This is a genomic window from Ruegeria sp. HKCCA5426 (assembly GCF_013034585.1).
Lineage (GTDB): Bacteria > Pseudomonadota > Alphaproteobacteria > Rhodobacterales > Rhodobacteraceae > Ruegeria.
This window is the reverse complement of the sequence record NZ_WQGH01000006.1, coordinates 32135-48653: the sequence shown is the minus strand read 5'-3', so window position 1 is coordinate 48653 and position 16519 is coordinate 32135. Positions and strand designations below refer to the sequence as shown.

The 16519-nt window shown below is 57.3% G+C and carries 16 protein-coding genes; 12 read left to right on the top strand and 4 right to left on the bottom strand.

The window, feature by feature from the left end; all coding sequences use genetic code 11:
• Positions 1–26: 26 nt before the first annotated feature.
• Positions 27–242, bottom strand: a complete 216-nt coding sequence (locus GOV87_RS11775) for a hypothetical protein (RefSeq protein ID WP_171211897.1) — start codon at positions 240–242, stop codon at positions 27–29.
• A 312-nt stretch (positions 243–554) separates the two neighbouring features.
• The gene (locus GOV87_RS11770; RefSeq protein ID WP_171211896.1) at positions 555–1337 is read right to left on the bottom strand and encodes a lysophospholipid acyltransferase family protein; all 783 of its coding nucleotides are present in this window, start codon (positions 1335–1337) and stop codon (positions 555–557) included.
• A 280-nt stretch (positions 1338–1617) separates the two neighbouring features.
• On the opposite strand from GOV87_RS11770, the gene GOV87_RS11765 reads away from it, so the two are divergent.
• From GOV87_RS11765 to GOV87_RS11755, 3 genes are all read left to right on the top strand, one after another.
• Positions 1618–2010, top strand: coding sequence for an alpha/beta fold hydrolase (locus tag GOV87_RS11765; protein WP_171211895.1), 393 nt, complete (start codon positions 1618–1620; stop codon positions 2008–2010).
• A gap of 72 nt (positions 2011–2082) precedes the next feature.
• Complete coding sequence (locus tag GOV87_RS11760) at positions 2083–2946, top strand: adenylate/guanylate cyclase domain-containing protein (protein ID WP_171211894.1); 864 nt, start codon at positions 2083–2085, stop codon at positions 2944–2946.
• 360 nt (positions 2947–3306) lie between these two features.
• Positions 3307–3483 (top strand): hypothetical protein, encoded by a 177-nt coding sequence (locus tag GOV87_RS11755; protein ID WP_171211893.1) that lies wholly within the window; start codon positions 3307–3309, stop codon positions 3481–3483.
• A 3-nt stretch (positions 3484–3486) separates the two neighbouring features.
• On the opposite strand, the gene GOV87_RS11750 is transcribed toward GOV87_RS11755, so the two are convergent.
• On the bottom strand, positions 3487–4500 hold the full coding sequence (locus GOV87_RS11750) for a LacI family DNA-binding transcriptional regulator (RefSeq protein ID WP_171211892.1): 1014 nt from the start codon (positions 4498–4500) through the stop codon (positions 3487–3489).
• A gap of 109 nt (positions 4501–4609) precedes the next feature.
• Here GOV87_RS11750 and GOV87_RS11745 point away from each other — a divergent pair, with 109 nt between their 5' ends.
• The 8 genes from GOV87_RS11745 (at position 4610) to GOV87_RS11710 (ending at position 12814) form a co-directional block, all read left to right on the top strand.
• Positions 4610–5458 carry a sugar phosphate isomerase/epimerase gene (locus GOV87_RS11745; protein ID WP_171211891.1) on the top strand — a complete coding sequence of 283 codons (849 nt, stop codon included), beginning with the start codon at positions 4610–4612 and terminating at the stop codon, positions 5456–5458.
• Positions 5455–6975 (top strand): sugar ABC transporter ATP-binding protein, encoded by a 1521-nt coding sequence (locus tag GOV87_RS11740; protein WP_171211890.1) that lies wholly within the window; start codon positions 5455–5457, stop codon positions 6973–6975. Before GOV87_RS11745 ends, GOV87_RS11740 begins: the two co-directional genes overlap by 4 nt.
• Complete coding sequence (locus GOV87_RS11735; RefSeq protein WP_171211889.1) at positions 6972–7937, top strand: ABC transporter permease; 966 nt, start codon at positions 6972–6974, stop codon at positions 7935–7937. Before GOV87_RS11740 ends, GOV87_RS11735 begins: the two co-directional genes overlap by 4 nt.
• Complete coding sequence (locus GOV87_RS11730; protein WP_171211888.1) at positions 7934–8887, top strand: ABC transporter permease; 954 nt, start codon at positions 7934–7936, stop codon at positions 8885–8887. The genes GOV87_RS11735 and GOV87_RS11730 overlap by 4 nt, the downstream gene beginning before the upstream one ends.
• Before the next feature lie 32 nt (positions 8888–8919).
• Positions 8920–10044, top strand: a complete 1125-nt coding sequence (locus tag GOV87_RS11725) for a substrate-binding domain-containing protein (protein ID WP_171211887.1) — start codon at positions 8920–8922, stop codon at positions 10042–10044.
• A gap of 62 nt (positions 10045–10106) precedes the next feature.
• Positions 10107–11168, top strand: a complete 1062-nt coding sequence (locus tag GOV87_RS11720; RefSeq protein ID WP_171211886.1) for a sugar phosphate isomerase/epimerase — start codon at positions 10107–10109, stop codon at positions 11166–11168.
• Complete coding sequence (locus GOV87_RS11715) at positions 11165–12295, top strand: Gfo/Idh/MocA family protein (RefSeq protein WP_254447364.1); 1131 nt, start codon at positions 11165–11167, stop codon at positions 12293–12295. The genes GOV87_RS11720 and GOV87_RS11715 overlap by 4 nt, the downstream gene beginning before the upstream one ends.
• Before the next feature lie 363 nt (positions 12296–12658).
• Complete coding sequence (locus tag GOV87_RS11710; protein WP_217360839.1) at positions 12659–12814, top strand: SMP-30/gluconolactonase/LRE family protein; 156 nt, start codon at positions 12659–12661, stop codon at positions 12812–12814.
• A gap of 191 nt (positions 12815–13005) precedes the next feature.
• Here the strand turns inward: GOV87_RS11710 and GOV87_RS11705 are convergent, their stop codons facing one another.
• Positions 13006–14997, bottom strand: coding sequence for a DEAD/DEAH box helicase (locus GOV87_RS11705; RefSeq protein WP_371813501.1), 1992 nt, complete (start codon positions 14995–14997; stop codon positions 13006–13008).
• A 441-nt stretch (positions 14998–15438) separates the two neighbouring features.
• Between GOV87_RS11705 and GOV87_RS11700 the strand changes: the two genes are divergently transcribed.
• The gene (locus GOV87_RS11700) at positions 15439–16080 is read left to right on the top strand and encodes a substrate binding domain-containing protein (RefSeq protein WP_371813507.1); all 642 of its coding nucleotides are present in this window, start codon (positions 15439–15441) and stop codon (positions 16078–16080) included.
• Positions 16081–16519: the final 439 nt, after the last annotated feature.

The window sequence follows — 16519 nt, the reverse complement described above, 5'->3', positions numbered from 1 at the left end:
ATTTCACGACTGTGCATTCAGGTTCATCAGATTTTCATGCTGCCGATTTGCCGAGCCAAAAGCTTCAATTCCTGAGCGTAGGCTAGACGAACCACACCGACCCGGTCCCGGGTTTTGATCGACCCGCGTTTGGCTGAATGATGGCGCATATCTGCCTCTGCAATGCGACGCATCTTGAGCTGGCATTGCATGAGGTCATTGCGCACTTCGTTCAAAATCTGCTGCCGATCAGCCTCGGTCATGGCGTCAACTCCTTTTGGAGGGCAAATCATAGATGGGGTGTATGACTTGCCCCTCAGGTAGGGGTAGACACCTGAATTGAATTGTGAATTTAAGTCATTTTATTGGAGTTCTGGCGATTAGCTGACTGAAAAAGTTAAACCCGCGCCACCAACTTGCTAGCGGGGGCACAGTTGGCGACACGGGTCGCCACAGGTGCCGGTGGGTTGGGGTGGAGCTGTCGGTCAAGCCTAATGCAGCGCGAAATCGATGCGTGCCCAAGGCGGACCTTAGTCAGGCTGTTGGAAATGCCGGGGCAGCGAAGGATCACAGACCTACTTACTTAACCCTGCGTCGAAAACGGTCACCATTTCGTTTCTAAGGCGATCCACGTCTTCGTCCACTGAAACGGAGTGATCGCAGGTGAATGACGGCAGTACCTCGACCCGGATCGTCCCGCTTTTGGGCAAGTGTTTGTCGCGCGGCATAAGCGCGTCGGATGCGTGAATTACAATGGGCCGTATCGTGCGGCCGGTGGCGCGCGCGACTATGACGGCTCCGGCTTTGAACGTGCCGAGGCTTTCGGAACTGGTGCGCGTGCCCTCTGGGAACAACACGACAGAGCGGCGTTCAGGCATAGCTCGGACGGCCTCGGTAAGCGTCTCAAGCGCCACCGCGCCACTTTTCCGGTCAATCTCTACCAGCCCTGCGCCCTTGAATCCACGGCGTAGCAGAGCCGCATCGCACAGCTCCTTTTTGGCGGCGAAGGTGATCCACTTGGCGTCGGGCATGACGTCCATCAAAGCGAACCCATCCAGATGGCTGCGGTGGTTGATCACGATGATGCTGTTGGTGTCGGCGGTCAGTGCGGCCCTATCCGCTTGTGTCATCTCTGTTCGGATACTCAGCAGCCACAGAAGCCGCGAACAGGCACGTTTGACCAGCGGCCAGTACCAGCCGCGAAAACCTTGTCGTTTACCGCAAAGCAAGGGCACAAAGGCGATGTACAGGAAATAGAATGGACCCAGCAGGAACAACGCGGCGCGTTTTATGACCCGCAGGCGAGCCGGGTCAATGGCCGCTAGTGCAGACCTTTCCTTTTGAGGCTGGAGTGACATAGGTTCCCGTCCGGTGTGATGACTGCCGGGAGAGGTTCTAGAGGTTTCTACGTCTGGCATTTGCTGCCTGCCCTCTGGGCGCACGGCCCGACAAGCACCCTGCACCCCGCCTCTATGCGGCAATGGCCAGGGTACATCAACAGAAAGTCTGACTTTGACGATTGCAATAGCTGGCTTAAGCCTGAAACCAGCCATTGCAATCGGTCGTTAAACACCCGGCACTTGTCGCAGAAACGGCATTGGTCCATTTTCAACAAATGAACGTCTTGGGGCGCAGGAGATGGATAAACCACAGACTAAGTTCACATCGGCCGGTAACGTCGCGGTAGCCTACCAGGTCGTAGGTGATGGTCCTGTGGATTTAGTTTACGCATCCGGGTGGCTTCACAACATAGATGTTGTTTGGGAACACCCTGGGTACAACCGTTTCCTTTCAAAGTTGGCTGGGCGTAGCAGACTTATCTTGTTCGATAAGCGCGGAACTGGGATGTCCGATCGTGAGGTGGGTGCCCCAACGCTGGAAGAGCGCACCGATGACATACGTGCTGTTCTGGACGCGACGGGCTCGGAAAAAGCATCAATATTTGGTGTTAGCGAAGGCGGCAACATGACGACAATGTTCGCTGCCAGCTATCCAGAAAGGGTCAGCAATGTCGTTCTCGTCGGTTCCTAGGCATGCCGCGCTTGGAAACCTGACTGGCCCTTCGGGGTGCGGCGGGGCGATTTCGAAAAGTTTCTTGAGAATATGCAACAGAACTGGGGCGATACTGCCGAGTTTCTGTCCGAGCGTGCCCCAAGCGTCTGGGAAGATCCCGCCGAACAAGCGTTTATGAGTCGGCTATTGGTCCAGTCTGGCAGCCCTGGAACTGCGGTAAACATCACCCGATTAAATTATGAACTCGATATTCGGCCAATCCTATCCGCCGTGCATGTCCCTGCGCTGGTGCTCCATTCGCGCGGCGACCGTTCAGTCTCGCTCGACGAGGCAGAGTACATTTCCGACACCCTTCCGTATGGAAGCCTGAAGATACTTGAGCGTGAAGATCACCTGCCATGGGTCGGCGACGTAGATGAAGTTGCAGACGAGATTGCAAAGTTCGTAGGCGCCCCGGAAAGCGCTGAGTTTGGCGACCGTATCCTGGCAACGATTGTGATGACCGACATTGAAGGATCGACCAAAGCTGCGGAACAAATGGGGGATACTCGCCGGAGAGAGTTGATTGATGCCCATGACACCACAGCGGCTCGAATTATCGCCCGTCATGGAGGCAACCTCGTGAAGACATTGGGCGACGGTGTTTTGGCCACATTCTCTGGGCCGAGCCGAGCCGTCTGTTGCGCGCGCGAGCTTCAGTCCGAAATGTCAAAACTGGGGCTTACTCTGCGCGCTGGTGTTCACACCGGAGAATGCGAGCTTCGCGGTCAGGATGTTTCAGGCATCGCGGTCAACATGGCCGCCCGAATCCTAGATGTAACGCCCGGAGGTTCGTGCCGCGTGTCATCCATTGTTCGAGAACTGACGGCTGGTTCGGGTCTGGAGTTTGAGCAAGTTGGGACCCACCGTTTCAAGGGAATTCAGGGTGAATGGGTGTTGTACGCCATCGCGTGATCTCTCTGGGGTTGAAAATCAGTCGCTCATAAGGTCGCGTGTGATTGGTAGCGAGTGCATTGGGTCCTCTTTCCCCCAAACCCTCTTCGTCGTCTAATATAATTGATCAGGAACGTAGACACTGGGGTCTCTCTATTTTCCCGTTTCTGTTCATTTCTCATACTCCATCGGGTTCTGGTTACCATAAGGCCGGTGGTCGTGCTGGATAGAGCTAACGAGCTCTGAGGCCTCGAATTCGGATCTGATGCGCAGATTGACAGCCGTCGCTTCCTTATCGTGACTCTGGTGGATGGCCGCGGGAGAGAGAACCTGGTGCTGGTTGGCGGCAAATTGCTATCTGGCTTGCGGGTCACGAGGGAATTGGACCGACTGATTGGTCAGCAGGGTGCTCCAATAACCATCGTTTCGGACAATGGCACCGAGTTCATCAACATTGCCGTGTTCGGATGGGCGCGTATCTTACTCGCTGGCGAATACAGGAGGCGACGGATGGGGCGGAAAACACTCAAAGAGGGTTTGGCCCTCAGCTACTCTTGACCCTTATGAACGCGGTCTGGCAACGCTGTTTCGTGTCACGATGGTGTGGTCCAAGTACATCAATTCTGCAGGTGCTGTATTGTCTTCGAGTAGGTCCAGAAGGATCTCCATCGCACGTTGTCCGATGAGATTCCGCGCCTGATGCACCGTCGTCAGTTCAGGCTGAAAAATCCGTGAAAACGGCACGTCGTCGAAGCCCATGACGGAAATTTCGCCGGGGACCGAGTATCCATGTTTCTGAAGGCCCCGGATGACGCCCATCGCGGATTCGTCATTTGCGCAGAACGCAGCGGTGGTATCTGGATGCTGCGCGAACAGGTGATCCGCTGCCCGCTCTCCATCGCCGTAAGTGAAGCCGCCGGGAATGGTGCAGATTTGATCCGTTAGGCCGGTTTCCGTCATCGCCTGAATATATCCGGCGCGCCGGTCTTTTGTCAGTGCATTGCCTTCAGGTCCGGTGACATGCGCGATCCTCTGATGCCCCTGGGCAAGCAGATATTGCGTGGCATCAAACGCGGCCTTCTGGTTGTCGGTCCCGACATGCGCGTAGCCTGCGCCCTCTGGACGTTCCGAGATTGACACGATCGGAGTGCCCTCGGGCAGCATTCCGTCAGGGGGGGCAGTTCCGTTCAGAATCAAGGCCCCGTCCGCGCGCCCGTTGCGCAGGTTTTCGAGGATATTTTCATAGCGCGCGTCGTCCCCATTGGTGTTGCCGATCAGGATCGTCAGACTGGCGCGGGTCGCGACCTCTTCAATGCCCGACAGGATCTTGGAAAAGAATGGGTTGGCAATATCCGGAAGGATAACCAAAACCGTACCCGACCGGTTGCGCCGCAGCATCTGTGCTGCTGTATTGACGCTGTATCCTGTCTCGGAGACTGCCGCAAAAACCGCATCCCGAGTTTTTTTGGACACGATATCAGGAGATTGTAATGCCCGGCTGACCGTTGCGGTTGAGACACCGGCAACTCTGGCAACATCCCGAACTGTGGGCCTTTTGGTCGAACTTCTTGTCATGTTGAAAGCTTATAGCAGCGTGAAACAAAAAATGTAATGGTTTACATTCATCATGAAAACGATTACATAGATTCGCGGCAAAGATGCTTTTTTGGCCTTGGGAGGGGAAATGAAGCTGGGAGTTAATCTTCTATGCGTTGGAGGGCTGATCGGCGAAGCGCAACTGGATTTCTGTCAGCTTGCTGCTGAGGCCGGGTATGACGGTGTCGAAATTCCCGTCTTGGAAGGGCAGCCAGACCACTACGCCTGGCTGGGCGCTCAACTCGATGCGCTCGGGCTTGAGAGGACCTGCACCGCGATTGTTCCTGACCCCAAAGCAGATCCAACCAGCCCAGATCCTCAGGTTCGGGCCAGAGGTGTCGCGCATCTGAATTGGTTACTGGATTGTGCGACGGCACTTGGCGCGCAAACGATCGGCGGGCCTTTTCATGCGCCCATCGGACACTTTACCGGCAGCGGCCCGACGGCTGACGAATGGCAGCGCGGCGCAGAAGCCCATCGCGACATGGCAGACACAGCGGCCAAGCGCGGCATGCTGCTGGCTTTGGAGCCTTTGAACCGGTTCGAAACCCATTTCCTGAATACTGCCGAACAGGCCGCGCAGTATTGTGAGCTGGTCGGACACCCGGCTTTTGGGATCATGTACGACACCTTCCATGCGCATATTGAGGAAAAGGATCAGGCACAGGCGATTGCCTCCCTGTCCGGTCATATCAACGTTCTGCATGCCTCGGAAAACGACCGGGGCACGCCCGGCACGGGACAGATCGACTTTGGTGCGGTGTTCTCTGCTGTCAAGAAGACCGGATTTGACGGATGGGTGGTGATGGAGGCCTTTGGCGCAGGCGTCCCTGAACTTGCTGCAGCCACCCGGATCTGGCGGCCGATGTTCGAGGATCATCCGCAGTTGTTTCGCGACAGTGCCATGTTCATTCGCAATGGGTGGGCGCAGGCATGAGCGGCGATATCATCTTTGAGATGAAGGGGATCACCAAGGTGTTTCCCGGCATCAAGGCACTGGACGGGGTCAGTTTTTCCGCCCGTGCGGGCGAGGTTCACGCTCTGGTCGGCGAAAATGGCGCGGGCAAGTCCACTTTGATGAAGGTGCTGTCGGGCGTCTATCAGGCTGAAGAGGGCGATATTTTCCTGCGCGGTCAGAAGGTCCGGTTCCAGCACCCGCTTGAATCGCTCGCGCAAGGCGTCAGCGTGATTTATCAGGAATTCTCGCTGCTGCCCGACCGAACGGTTGCCCAGAATATCTTTCTGGGACGTGAACCCACACGCAGTTGGGGCCTGCTGGATACCGAGAAGATGCGGCGCGAAACGCAGGACGTGCTGGCGCTGTTTGGCGACCGTCATCGTTTCGGCCCGGAAACTTTGGTTAGCGATCTGGATGTCGCGCAACAGCAAATGGTCGAGATTGCCAAGGCTTTGTCGCTGAATGCGCAAGTGATCGTCATGGACGAGCCGACTGCGGCCCTCAACGATACCGAGTGTGATCTGCTATTCCAACTGGTTGATGATCTGCGCGGTCAGGGCCGCTCGATTGTCTACATTACCCACCGTATGCGCGAAATCCGTCGTCTGGCGGACCGTGTCACAGTGATCAAGGATGGCAAAGTCGCTGCTGCCTTTGACCATGTGCCCGAAACCGGCCGGATCGTCGAAGCCATGGTCGGGCGCGATATTGGGCACTTCTATCCCGAACCTGCGACACCGGAAGAAATCGGCGATGCGGTTCTGACAGTGCGTGGTGGCGGTAATGACCGGTTGTTCGACATTGATCTTGAGCTGCGCGCAGGCCAGATCACCGGGTTTGCAGGCGTTCAGGGGGCAGGTCGCACAGCGCTGGCGCTGGCTTTGTTCGGGGCAGAGTCGTTTGAAACCGGCACCGTGACAGTCGATGGGAAATCTGTCTCTCTTACCAGCCCGCGCAGCGCCGCCAAGGCCGGGATTGCGATGCTGCCCGGCGACCGCAAGGCCGAGGGGTTGATGCTGATGCAATCGGTCCGTGACAACGGCATGATTTCGGCCCGGGCCTTTTCCGGCACCTTGGGCGCGCCGGATAAAACGCCGATCACAACGCTCGATCAGATGGACGCGCTTTTTGATGCGTTCGATCTGCGCGCTGCGAATTACGAGGTCGAGATTCAGTCTCTGTCCGGTGGCAATCAACAAAAGGCCATCGTTGCGCGCTGGCTGTCCTTGGCCCCTAAGGTTTTGATCTTTGTCGAACCAACCCGAGGCATCGACGTCAACACCAAGGCGGGGATTTACGCTCAGATGCGCAAACTGGCGCAACAGGGGGCGGCAGTCATGGCGATCTCATCCGACCTGCCCGAGGTGTTGGGCATCTCGGACCGGGTGCTGGTTATGAGCGACGGCAAGATCGTGGCCGAGTTCGGACATGGCGCCAGCGAAACCGAAGTCATGCACGCCGCGACAGAGGCGCATCTGGAATTGGAAGCCTCATGAATATCCCAAGACCTAAAAATCTTGCCGCGCTGGCCCCATTCCTGCTGCTTTTGGCGGCTATCGCGGTCTATGTCTCTGTCGCGATTGCAACCCGGCAGACCCAATATCTGACGGCCGAGAATCTTCTGGGCCTGCTGGGGCGCTCCATCGCGTTGGGGATCACAGCGATTGGGCAGACCTTTGCCATCCTGATCGCCTCGATCGACCTTAGCGTGGCTAACCTGATCTCGGTTTCGGCGGTGCTTGCGTCCTCTATCATGTCGGGTGATCCATCCATGATGCTGCCTGCAATTGCGGCGGTGTTGGCCGTGGGCGTTGTGGTCGGCCTGATCAACGGTCTTGTGATCACCCAGTTTGAGGTCAATCCGCTGATCGCCACGTTGGGCATGGCGCTGATCCTGCAAGGGCTGCTGAGCGCGACCTTCAACAACTTTGCCGGAGAGGTTCCGGAAGAGTTTCAGGTCTTTGCCTATGGGCAGGTTGGCGGCATCTCGATCAGTCTGATTTTCCTGATCGCGCTGACCGTGGCCGCGTGGGTTTTTCTGCGCTTTACCCGCGCAGGCTCCAATATCTATTCGGTCGGTGGCAACCCTGACGCATCCAAGCTTGCGGGGATTCGGACGACGCGCGTCGTTATCATGGCGCATGTGATCTGCTCGGTCTGCGCCACCATCGCGGGGCTCTATCTGGCAAGCCGCTTACGCTCGGGCGCGCCGTGGATCGGTCGGGACGGGGTTTATGATCTGGAATCCATCGCTGTGGTGGTGATTGGCGGAACGGCTCTGTCCGGCGGTCGCGGCGGGGTTTGGGGCACGCTGATGGGCGTGATGATCTTTTCTCTGATCGACTCGATCTTCAACATTGCGGGCGTTGATGCCTTTGCCAAACAAATCCTGCGCGGGGTCATAATCGTGGCCGCGGTCGCCGTCTACGCCGTGCGCAGCCGGAGGATCGAGGCATGATGGCCCGACTGAAACAGATCAACCCGGTCTTTCTGGTTCTGGCTCTGCTATTCGTGGCGATCGCAGTCCTTTCGCCGTATTTCCTGCAACCGGCCGGGTACATGAATTTCCTGAAACGGGCCGCGCCAATTGCGATTTTGGCGGTGGGGCAGCTTTATGTCATCAACTCGGGCGGGTTCGACCTGTCGGCGGGGGCATTGGTGACGCTGACGGTGATCGGAAGCTCGATCCTGCTGGACGGGGATGCCAGCGCGACGTGGTGGGTTATCCTGGCCATGCTGGGGGTTGGTGTGATCGTCGGCACGGTGAACGCGCTGGTGGTGTCGTGGCTCAAGGTGCCGTCGATCATTGCTACGCTGGGGATGATGATCACCCTCAGCGGGATTGCCCTGACATGGTCGGGCGGAGCGCCGCGCGGATACCTGCCCGAAAATTTCCGGTTCTTCGGCCGTTATCTGATTAAGGACTTGCCGCTGATCAAAATCCTGCCCGTTGCGGTGATCGTGATGGTCGTGGTCTGCGTCGCGATGTGGTGGCTGATGCACCGCACCAACTATGGCAAGCGGCTGATCGCCATGGGCGACAACCCAAAGGCCGCATTGTTAGCCGGAGTCCCACTCACGGAAACCCGAATTGTCGCCTTTGTCATGTCTTCGGTCTCGGCTGTACTCGCAGGAATATTGCTGGGCGGGTTCGCGGGCGTGTCCACCGATGTGGGGGTCGGGCTGGAATTGCAGGCCATCACCGCTGCCGTCATTGGCGGGGCGCAGTTACTTGGCGGGCGCGGCACCGTGGGGGCCACCATCGCAGGCGCGCTGGTGTTGCAGGCGATGTTCACGCTGCTCAACATTTTGGGCTTTCCCAAACCCATCCGTGACGTGGTGCAAGGGCTGATTTTGATCTCGGCGGTTGTGATCGCCGGATACCGACGACGCCGATCCGGGGGATAGGCGCCCCAAGCAATTCAGAGGAGGAAACAAGAATGATCAACAAATTCACGGCAACAGCCCTGACAACGCTGGCGTTGGCTTTGCCCGCCCAAGCGCAGAACTTCGACGACCCGGTCGAATTCGCAAAACAAAAAGACATGCTGGGCGCGGCAGCCAATGGCGATGCGACAACCCCTTGGCTGCAGTACTATGGCGACGTGATGGCGGATACTTCGGGCTTCAAGAAAGATGGCCCGCACACGATCTGTTTCTCGAACGCAGGCGTGAACAACCCTTGGCGCGTGGTTGGTTGGAACACCATGCAGGCCGAGGTCGAACAACATGACAACATCGCCGAGTTCGTTGTAACCGATGCCGAAGGCTCGGACGACAAACAGATCGCCGATATCGAGGACCTGCTGGCCGGTGGCACCTGTGACGCGCTGATCGTGTCCCCCAACACAACGGCTGCCTTGACCCCTGCTGTTGAAAAAGCCTGCGAGCAACTGCCAGTGATCGTGTTTGACCGTGGCGTGAATACCGATTGCCCGGTCACGTTCATCAAGCCAGTCGGCGGCTATGGCTTTGGCATCCAGTCCGGTGAATTCATCGCCGCCAATGCGCCCGAAGGCTCGGACGTATTGATGCTACGCATCCTGCCCGGCGTGGACGTTCTGGAAACCCGCTACTCTGCCGCCAAGCGCATTCTGGAAGAAGCCGGTCTGAACATCGTCGGTGCCGAGTTCACTGATGGCGACCGCGCCAAGACTAAGGCGATTGTCGAGGACTATATCCAGCGCGGCAACCAGTTGGGCGCGGTCTGGATGGACGCGGGCGCAACCTCGGTCGCGGCGATCGAAGCGTTCGAGGATATGGGTCTGGACGTGCCGATCGTCACTGGCGAGGACCAGCAGGACTTTTTGCAGAAATGGCAGGAGATTGGCATGAACACCATCGCGCCGACCTACCCGACCTATCAGTGGCGCACGCCCATTCTGGCAGCTTTGAAAATTTTGGATGGTGAAGCTATCCCCGGACCGGAATGGAACCTGCCGCAGCCGGCGATCACCAATGACAACCTGGGTGATTTCGTAAACGCATCCATGCCTCCGCTGCACTATGCGGCCTGTGGCTGCGAAGGCATGCCGGGCTATCCGGAACGCTGGGGCGGCAAGTAATCGCCTTAACTCGTCAGGCCCCGGTCGGGGCCTGACACACAGGATTTTCATGGGAGGCTGATATGCCGGGTACGATCAAAGGACCGGGGTTATTTCTGGCGCAGTTTGCGGATAATGTTGCTCCGTTCAATTCGCTGGGATCGATTGCGGAATGGGCAGCGGGTCTGGGGTACAAAGCCGTTCAGATCCCGACATTTGACGGGCGGCTGTTCGATCTGGACAAGGCCGCAGACAGCCAGACCTATTGCGACGACGTGCTGGGCACCTGCCGCGATGCGGGCGTTGAGGTCAGTGAACTGTCGACCCACCTTCAAGGCCAATTGGTCGCCGTTCATCCCGCTTACGATCAGTCCTTTGACGCCTTCGCGCCCGAGACCGTGCATGGAGACCCTCGGGCGCGGCAGGACTGGGCTGTGGACCAGGTCAAGAAAGCCGCCGTCGCTGCACGGCGCATGGGGCTGGATACGACCGTCAGCTTTACCGGATCGCTGGCCTTCCCCTATCTTTATCCGTGGCCGCAACGCCCGCAGGGTCTGATTGAGGAAGCTTTTGCCGAGCTTGCCCGCCGCTGGCGTCCGATCTTCGATGCCTATACCGATCAGGGCGTTGCCATTGGCTTTGAAATCCACCCCGGGGAGGACGTGTTTGATGGTGCCACCTTCGAGATGTTCCTCGACGCCGTAGACGGGCACGAGGCCTGCCAGATCAACTATGATCCCTCGCATTTCCTGCTGCAGCAGATGGATTATCTGGAATTCATCGACCTCTATCACGAGCGCATCTGCGCCTTTCACGTCAAGGATGCCGAGTTCAACCCGACTGGGCGGCAAGGTGTCTATTCTGGCTATCAGGGCTGGACCAATCGGGCCGGCCGCTTCCGCTCACTTGGCGACGGACAGGTGGATTTCAGCGCGATTTTTTCGAAACTGACGCAGTACGGCTATGACAGTTGGGCGGTGCTGGAATGGGAATGCTGCCTGAAATCCCCCGAACAGGGGGCCGCCGAGGGCGCGCCTTTCATCGCGCGCCACATCATCGAAACCACGGACAAGGCCTTTGACGATTTCGCAGGGGGCGAGGTCGATCAGGCCATGATCCGATCCATGTTGGGGTTGGGCCAATGAAAACGTTGAAACTGGGTATGGTCGGGGGCGGGCAGGGTGCCTTTATTGGTGGCGTCCACCGCATCGCCGCCCGACTGGATGGACAATGGGACCTGGTGGCGGGGGCACTGTCATCCGACCCGCAGCGTGCGGAAACCTCGGCGCAGGAGTTGGGCATCGAACGGTCTTATTCTGATTTCCGCCAGATGGCGCAGGCCGAAGCTGCCCGTGACGACGGCATCGACGCGGTGGCCATCGTAACGCCCAACCACATGCACGCGGACCCGACCATCGCGTTTCTTGAGGCCGGGATTCACGTCATTTGCGACAAACCATTGGCGGCCACAGCTGAGGATGCCGCACGGATCAAAACTGCAGCCGAAGCGTCGTCTGCGCATTTCATCCTGACCCACAATTACACCGGTTATCCGATGATCCGTCAGGCGCGTGAGATGGTGCAGACGGGCGATCTAGGCAAACTGCGGCTGGTGCAGGTGGAGTACGCGCAGGACTGGCTGACGGAACCCGCCGCGTCTGACAACAAACAGGCCGACTGGCGCACCGATCCCGCGCGATCCGGGGCAGGGGCCATCGGGGATATCGGCACCCATGCCTTCAATCTGGCCCATTTCGTGACGGGTGAGGTCCCCTCGCATCTGGCAGCAGACCTGTCCAGCATGGTTCCAGACCGGCAGGTGGATGACAACGCCCATATTCTGCTGCGCTATTCCAGCGGCGCGCGGGGAATGCTATGGGCCAGTCAAGTTGCCGTCGGCAACGAAAACGGCTTGCGCCTGAGGGTCTACGGTGATCGCGGTGGGCTGGAATGGTCGCAGGAACACCCAAACCATATGCACTTCACCCGCTTTGGACAGCCCACTCAAACCCTGACACGCGGCGGAGCCGGAGCCTCTGATGCCGCCAACGCAGTCACGCGCGTGCCGGGCGGCCACCCTGAAGGCTATCTGGAAGGTTTTGCAACGCTTTATGCCGAGGCCGCCGCTTTGATAAGAGGAGACCAAAGAGTCGACTTGCTGCCCGACCTGCAAAGCGGGTTACTGGGCATGGCGTTTATTTCCGGCGCGCTGGAGTCTTCAAAGAAAGATTCTTGCTGGTACCGTTTTCCTTCGAATGTTCTGGATTCCTGAAAATTTGTGCCAGCTTGCCGATAAGGGCAGAAATTCCCGTAATCGTCTTGTAGCTAGCTCAAGGCATTGTACGTGGCAATCGATCTAGGGAAGAATTGCGAATTGGTTCAGTATTGAGCGGCCTTGGACGCACAGGAGCCAACGATGGTTCTGATGTGAAATTCGATGCAGAGTGTTGAAGTCATCAGAACTTAAGTTAAGCGTCTGACCTCGCGCCAAGCATTCGCGTAAAACTCAGCGGTGCGTGTCGGACCTCGACCGCTAGTTCACGTTGCCCGGACAGGTCGGGCTTGAAACCGACCCCGCTGCCTGAGGTAATATGATGGCGCCACTGGCCTCCTAGCGAAGTCACCGGGTGCAGTGTTGAGACCACTCAGCCCGGCAAAGTCCGAGCTCTTTGCATTCGACAAGGACGAAGACGGCATTCCTGACGGTGCAAGCGTCGATACCGAAGGCGGGGTTTGGATCGCGGTACCCGGCGGCGCGCAGGTTGAGCGCCGCCTGCCAGATGGGCTCTAGATAAATAACCGCATACCGGCGATATCGGTGATCTCCAGAAAGCCAGTTGGGGTCGCATTGGATTCAATTTTTACCTTAAATTGCTGCCAAAAGACGTGGACGTGCCGCATGGGCATACTATTGTGGTTTGCCTGTGCGAAGAGACACATTCGATATCTTTTCCCAACACCTACCGACAGGTGTCTGAACGCTCAGCTTCTCTTTGAAGGCTTGCGGAAGGGTCTTGCTTCTCCGCCCTTGTCGTTTCTGTGTTTTGAACGAGATGCGTTGGAACCTTTGTTTTTAGCCTTGTGAAGCGCTTTTCGTGCTCTCAGAGATTTAGATGAGTCAGAGGCGTTCTTGTCACGTTTTTGCCCCTTCTTTCCCTTCGCGGTGGGCTGTGATTTTGCCGTTCCGTTCTCGCTTGTCCGCTGCGAGCGCAAAGCATTTGCCTGCTTTGGTTTGTCTTCTCTAGCTTGCCTATCCGATGTGCTTGCCGCGGGCTTTCTTCTGTCCTTTGGGCGTTCGGACGCAATCTGGGCATTTTGCTCTGAGCGTTTGGAGGTGCGCGCAGCATTTGACGGTTTGCCTGAACGAGGCCTTTTGTTCATGACAGCGTCGTCTGATGAATGTGGTGCCGCAGGCGGCCCCTTAGGCGAGGCATCGAAATCTGGTGTGCCCGCCAGCTCAGTCAGCGTCGCACCTTGCTCTATGGTGAGCTCGGCACCCAATTCTTTTTTCATTGCAGGCACTGCATCATTGGCAATCTCGACAAAAGTCTCTTGGTATTGAACGCGGATTGCGCCGATGGCGTCTTTGGAGAGACCCGCATTGCGGCACAGCATTGGCAACAACCAACGCGGCTCTGCACGCTGTTTGCGCCCCAAGGAAAGTGAGAACCAAGTGCTTGGCCCAAACGCCGCGCGCGTTTCAGATTTGCTTTTTTTAGTCTCTGACACCGTTCCCAGAATCTCCGGCGCTGAGTGGCGCTCTCGGTAGAGGCGCAAATAGGCTGCCGCGACCTGCTCTGGTGTCCTTCCCTTAAGCAGCCGTTCTGCAAAAGCCGTTTCCTCGACGCTTGGCAGCTCATCTAAGGCAGGATTGGAAATGATGCGCTCCTCTTCCCGAGCGAGCACCTCATCCGCTGAGGGAGGGACGCCCCATTCGGCCTCCAACTTGGCCGTTTTCAGCAATCGTTGCGCCTTCGAGCGGTGCCGTCCTGGTGCGATCAAGATGGACATTCCTTTGCGCCCGGCGCGGCCCGTGCGCCCCGAGCGATGCAGTAAAGTTTCCGCATTCGATGGGAGATCTGCATGGATCACCAACTCCAACCCTGGAAGATCAATGCCACGGGCGGCCACGTCTGTCGCAACGCAGACCTGCGCGCGCCTGTCACGCAAGGCTTGCAGTGCATTGGTGCGCTCTGTCTGGCTGAGTTCCCCTGACAGTGAGACGACAGAAAAACCCCGATTGGAGAATTTTGCGGTCAGACGCGCAACCATGGATCGGGTATTTGCAAACACGATCGCGGTTTGTGCGTCGTGATAGCACAGCAAATTGATGATCGCTTTTTCGATATCTGACGGGGCTACGTTCAAGGCGCTATAGGTAATGTCCGAATGCTGTGCTTCTGCGTTTCCGACCTTGATCCGCTGCGCGTCTTCCTTCTGGTAAGTCTGGGCAAGCTTGGCGATTCCTCGCGGAACAGTGGCCGAGAACATCAAGGTGCGGCGGTTTTCAGGCGTTTGGTCAAGGATGTATTGAAGGTCTTCGGCGAACCCCATGTCCAACATCTCGTCGGCTTCGTCGAGAACGACAGTCCGCAAATCGCTCAGATCGATGACGCCACGTGAGATATGATCACGCAGCCGTCCGGGTGTGCCGATCACGACATGCGCGCCGCGCTCAATCGTCCGGCGCTCGGTGCGGGCATCCGTGCCACCGACGGCTGACGCAGTGACTATTCCGGCCTCAGCAAACAGCCAGTCGAACTCTCGCCGGACTTGCAAGGCCAGTTCGCGCGTGGGTGCGATGACCATGGCCAGCGGCACGGCTGGTCGGTCCAACCGACCGTGCTTGTCGAGAAGCTCTTTCGCCATCGCCAGCCCGAAGCCTACGGTTTTGCCAGACCCGGTTTGCGCAGAGACAAGCAGATCTTTTCCCGCCAGCGCTTCGTCTGACACAGCCTTTTGTACAGGCGTCAAGCCGCTGTAGCCTTTTTGGGAAAGTGCTATGGATAAGGTTTGCGGAAGGTCAGAGAAATCTTGCATGGGTCACCAAATGCCGGGAAAGACCTGGCGATAGTGGTATTTGGTGCGGATGTATAGTCCGTAAACTGCGTTTGAAAGAGAATGTGTCAATCACAGGAAATGGACTTTTTCACCCGCTCAACCGATGGCCGCCGTGAGAGTTTTGATTAAACCAAATTCGAAATCGTACGTTTGCCGTTAGCACGCATTTGAACAAAGGCTTCATGGGTAGTGTTTTCCTTCAAGGTGGGGCATTAGCCGTGCACGTGCCTTGCGCGCCTTTAAACCTGACTGGGTGCCCGTTTGCTGAATCGGACAACCCGAAAGATTAGCCTGACGGAACCTGGCCAGACGTATTTTGAAAACGCCCGCAGGATGATAGAATAAACCCGCCCGATCGAAGGCCGACTTCATGCCATCGGGGACAGACCTTACGGCGAATTGCGCATGAGCGTTCCAGTCGTCTTCGCCCATGGATGCCTGAACCACTGGTTTCCCGAATTTCTTGAGCGCTATCCCGATGTCACTTTGAACATCGACGTCTCCGAGCGACGCGCCGACATGATTTCCGAAGGCATTGATCTATTGGTGCGGATCGGAGCATTGCGACCGTCGGGCTTCATCACCCGCGAGTTGTTCAAGACCGGACGTCTTACTGTCGCCGCACCGTCGTACTTGGAGCGCAAGGGGCTGCCGATCCATCCCAGTGATCTGACCAACCACGATTTGATAGATTTCACAGCACATGGATCTTCGCAGAGCTGGACATATCCCGGGCAAAATTCTGAAACGATTAATGTTCCAATCGCTCCCAAGGTTCGCTGCAATGACGCGCAAACCGAGAAAGCATTTGCGCTGGCGGGTCGCGGCATTACGCGCCTACCAGAACTTGCTTGCCAAAAGGAGAATTCGAGAGGCTTTTTAGTTCCGATCCCGGAAGAGTACAGCTCGCCACCCGCCGGAGTGAATGTCATCTATGCAAGCCGCTCAAATTTGCCGGCTAAGACCCGTGCAATGATTGATTTCTTGGCAGAATAGAGTAGCAAGTGTTACCGTGACGGCGCATAAATTTCGCTGCGCGAACGAATTCCTTGGCTTTGGTACTTTTTTTGACAGCGGACTTTCAACGGAAATTGTTGAATGGCAACTATGTCCGCAGGGCAGTCATTCATGCCTGGCGAAGCGAATGGCGGCTTTCAGGAAAAAGAAAACAAAGCGGAACTCCGCCGGCAACCCGCTAGGCGCCGCCGAGTGTTATGTCTACGAGGGTGGTCTTCGGTTGACGACATAGCGGTCTCGTAATCCGCCCACCAGCGGTCGACCTAGCGGTCAGAAGTGCCCCCGAAACCGAACCAATTTCTCGGGCTTCGCCAAAAAGCTGTGTCTAATCCTCGCACGGCAAGGATTCCTACCACCCCAGTCAGTTCATCAGGACATGGAAAGAGACTAGGCACTTCGGGCTAAACCCTCCGAGAAA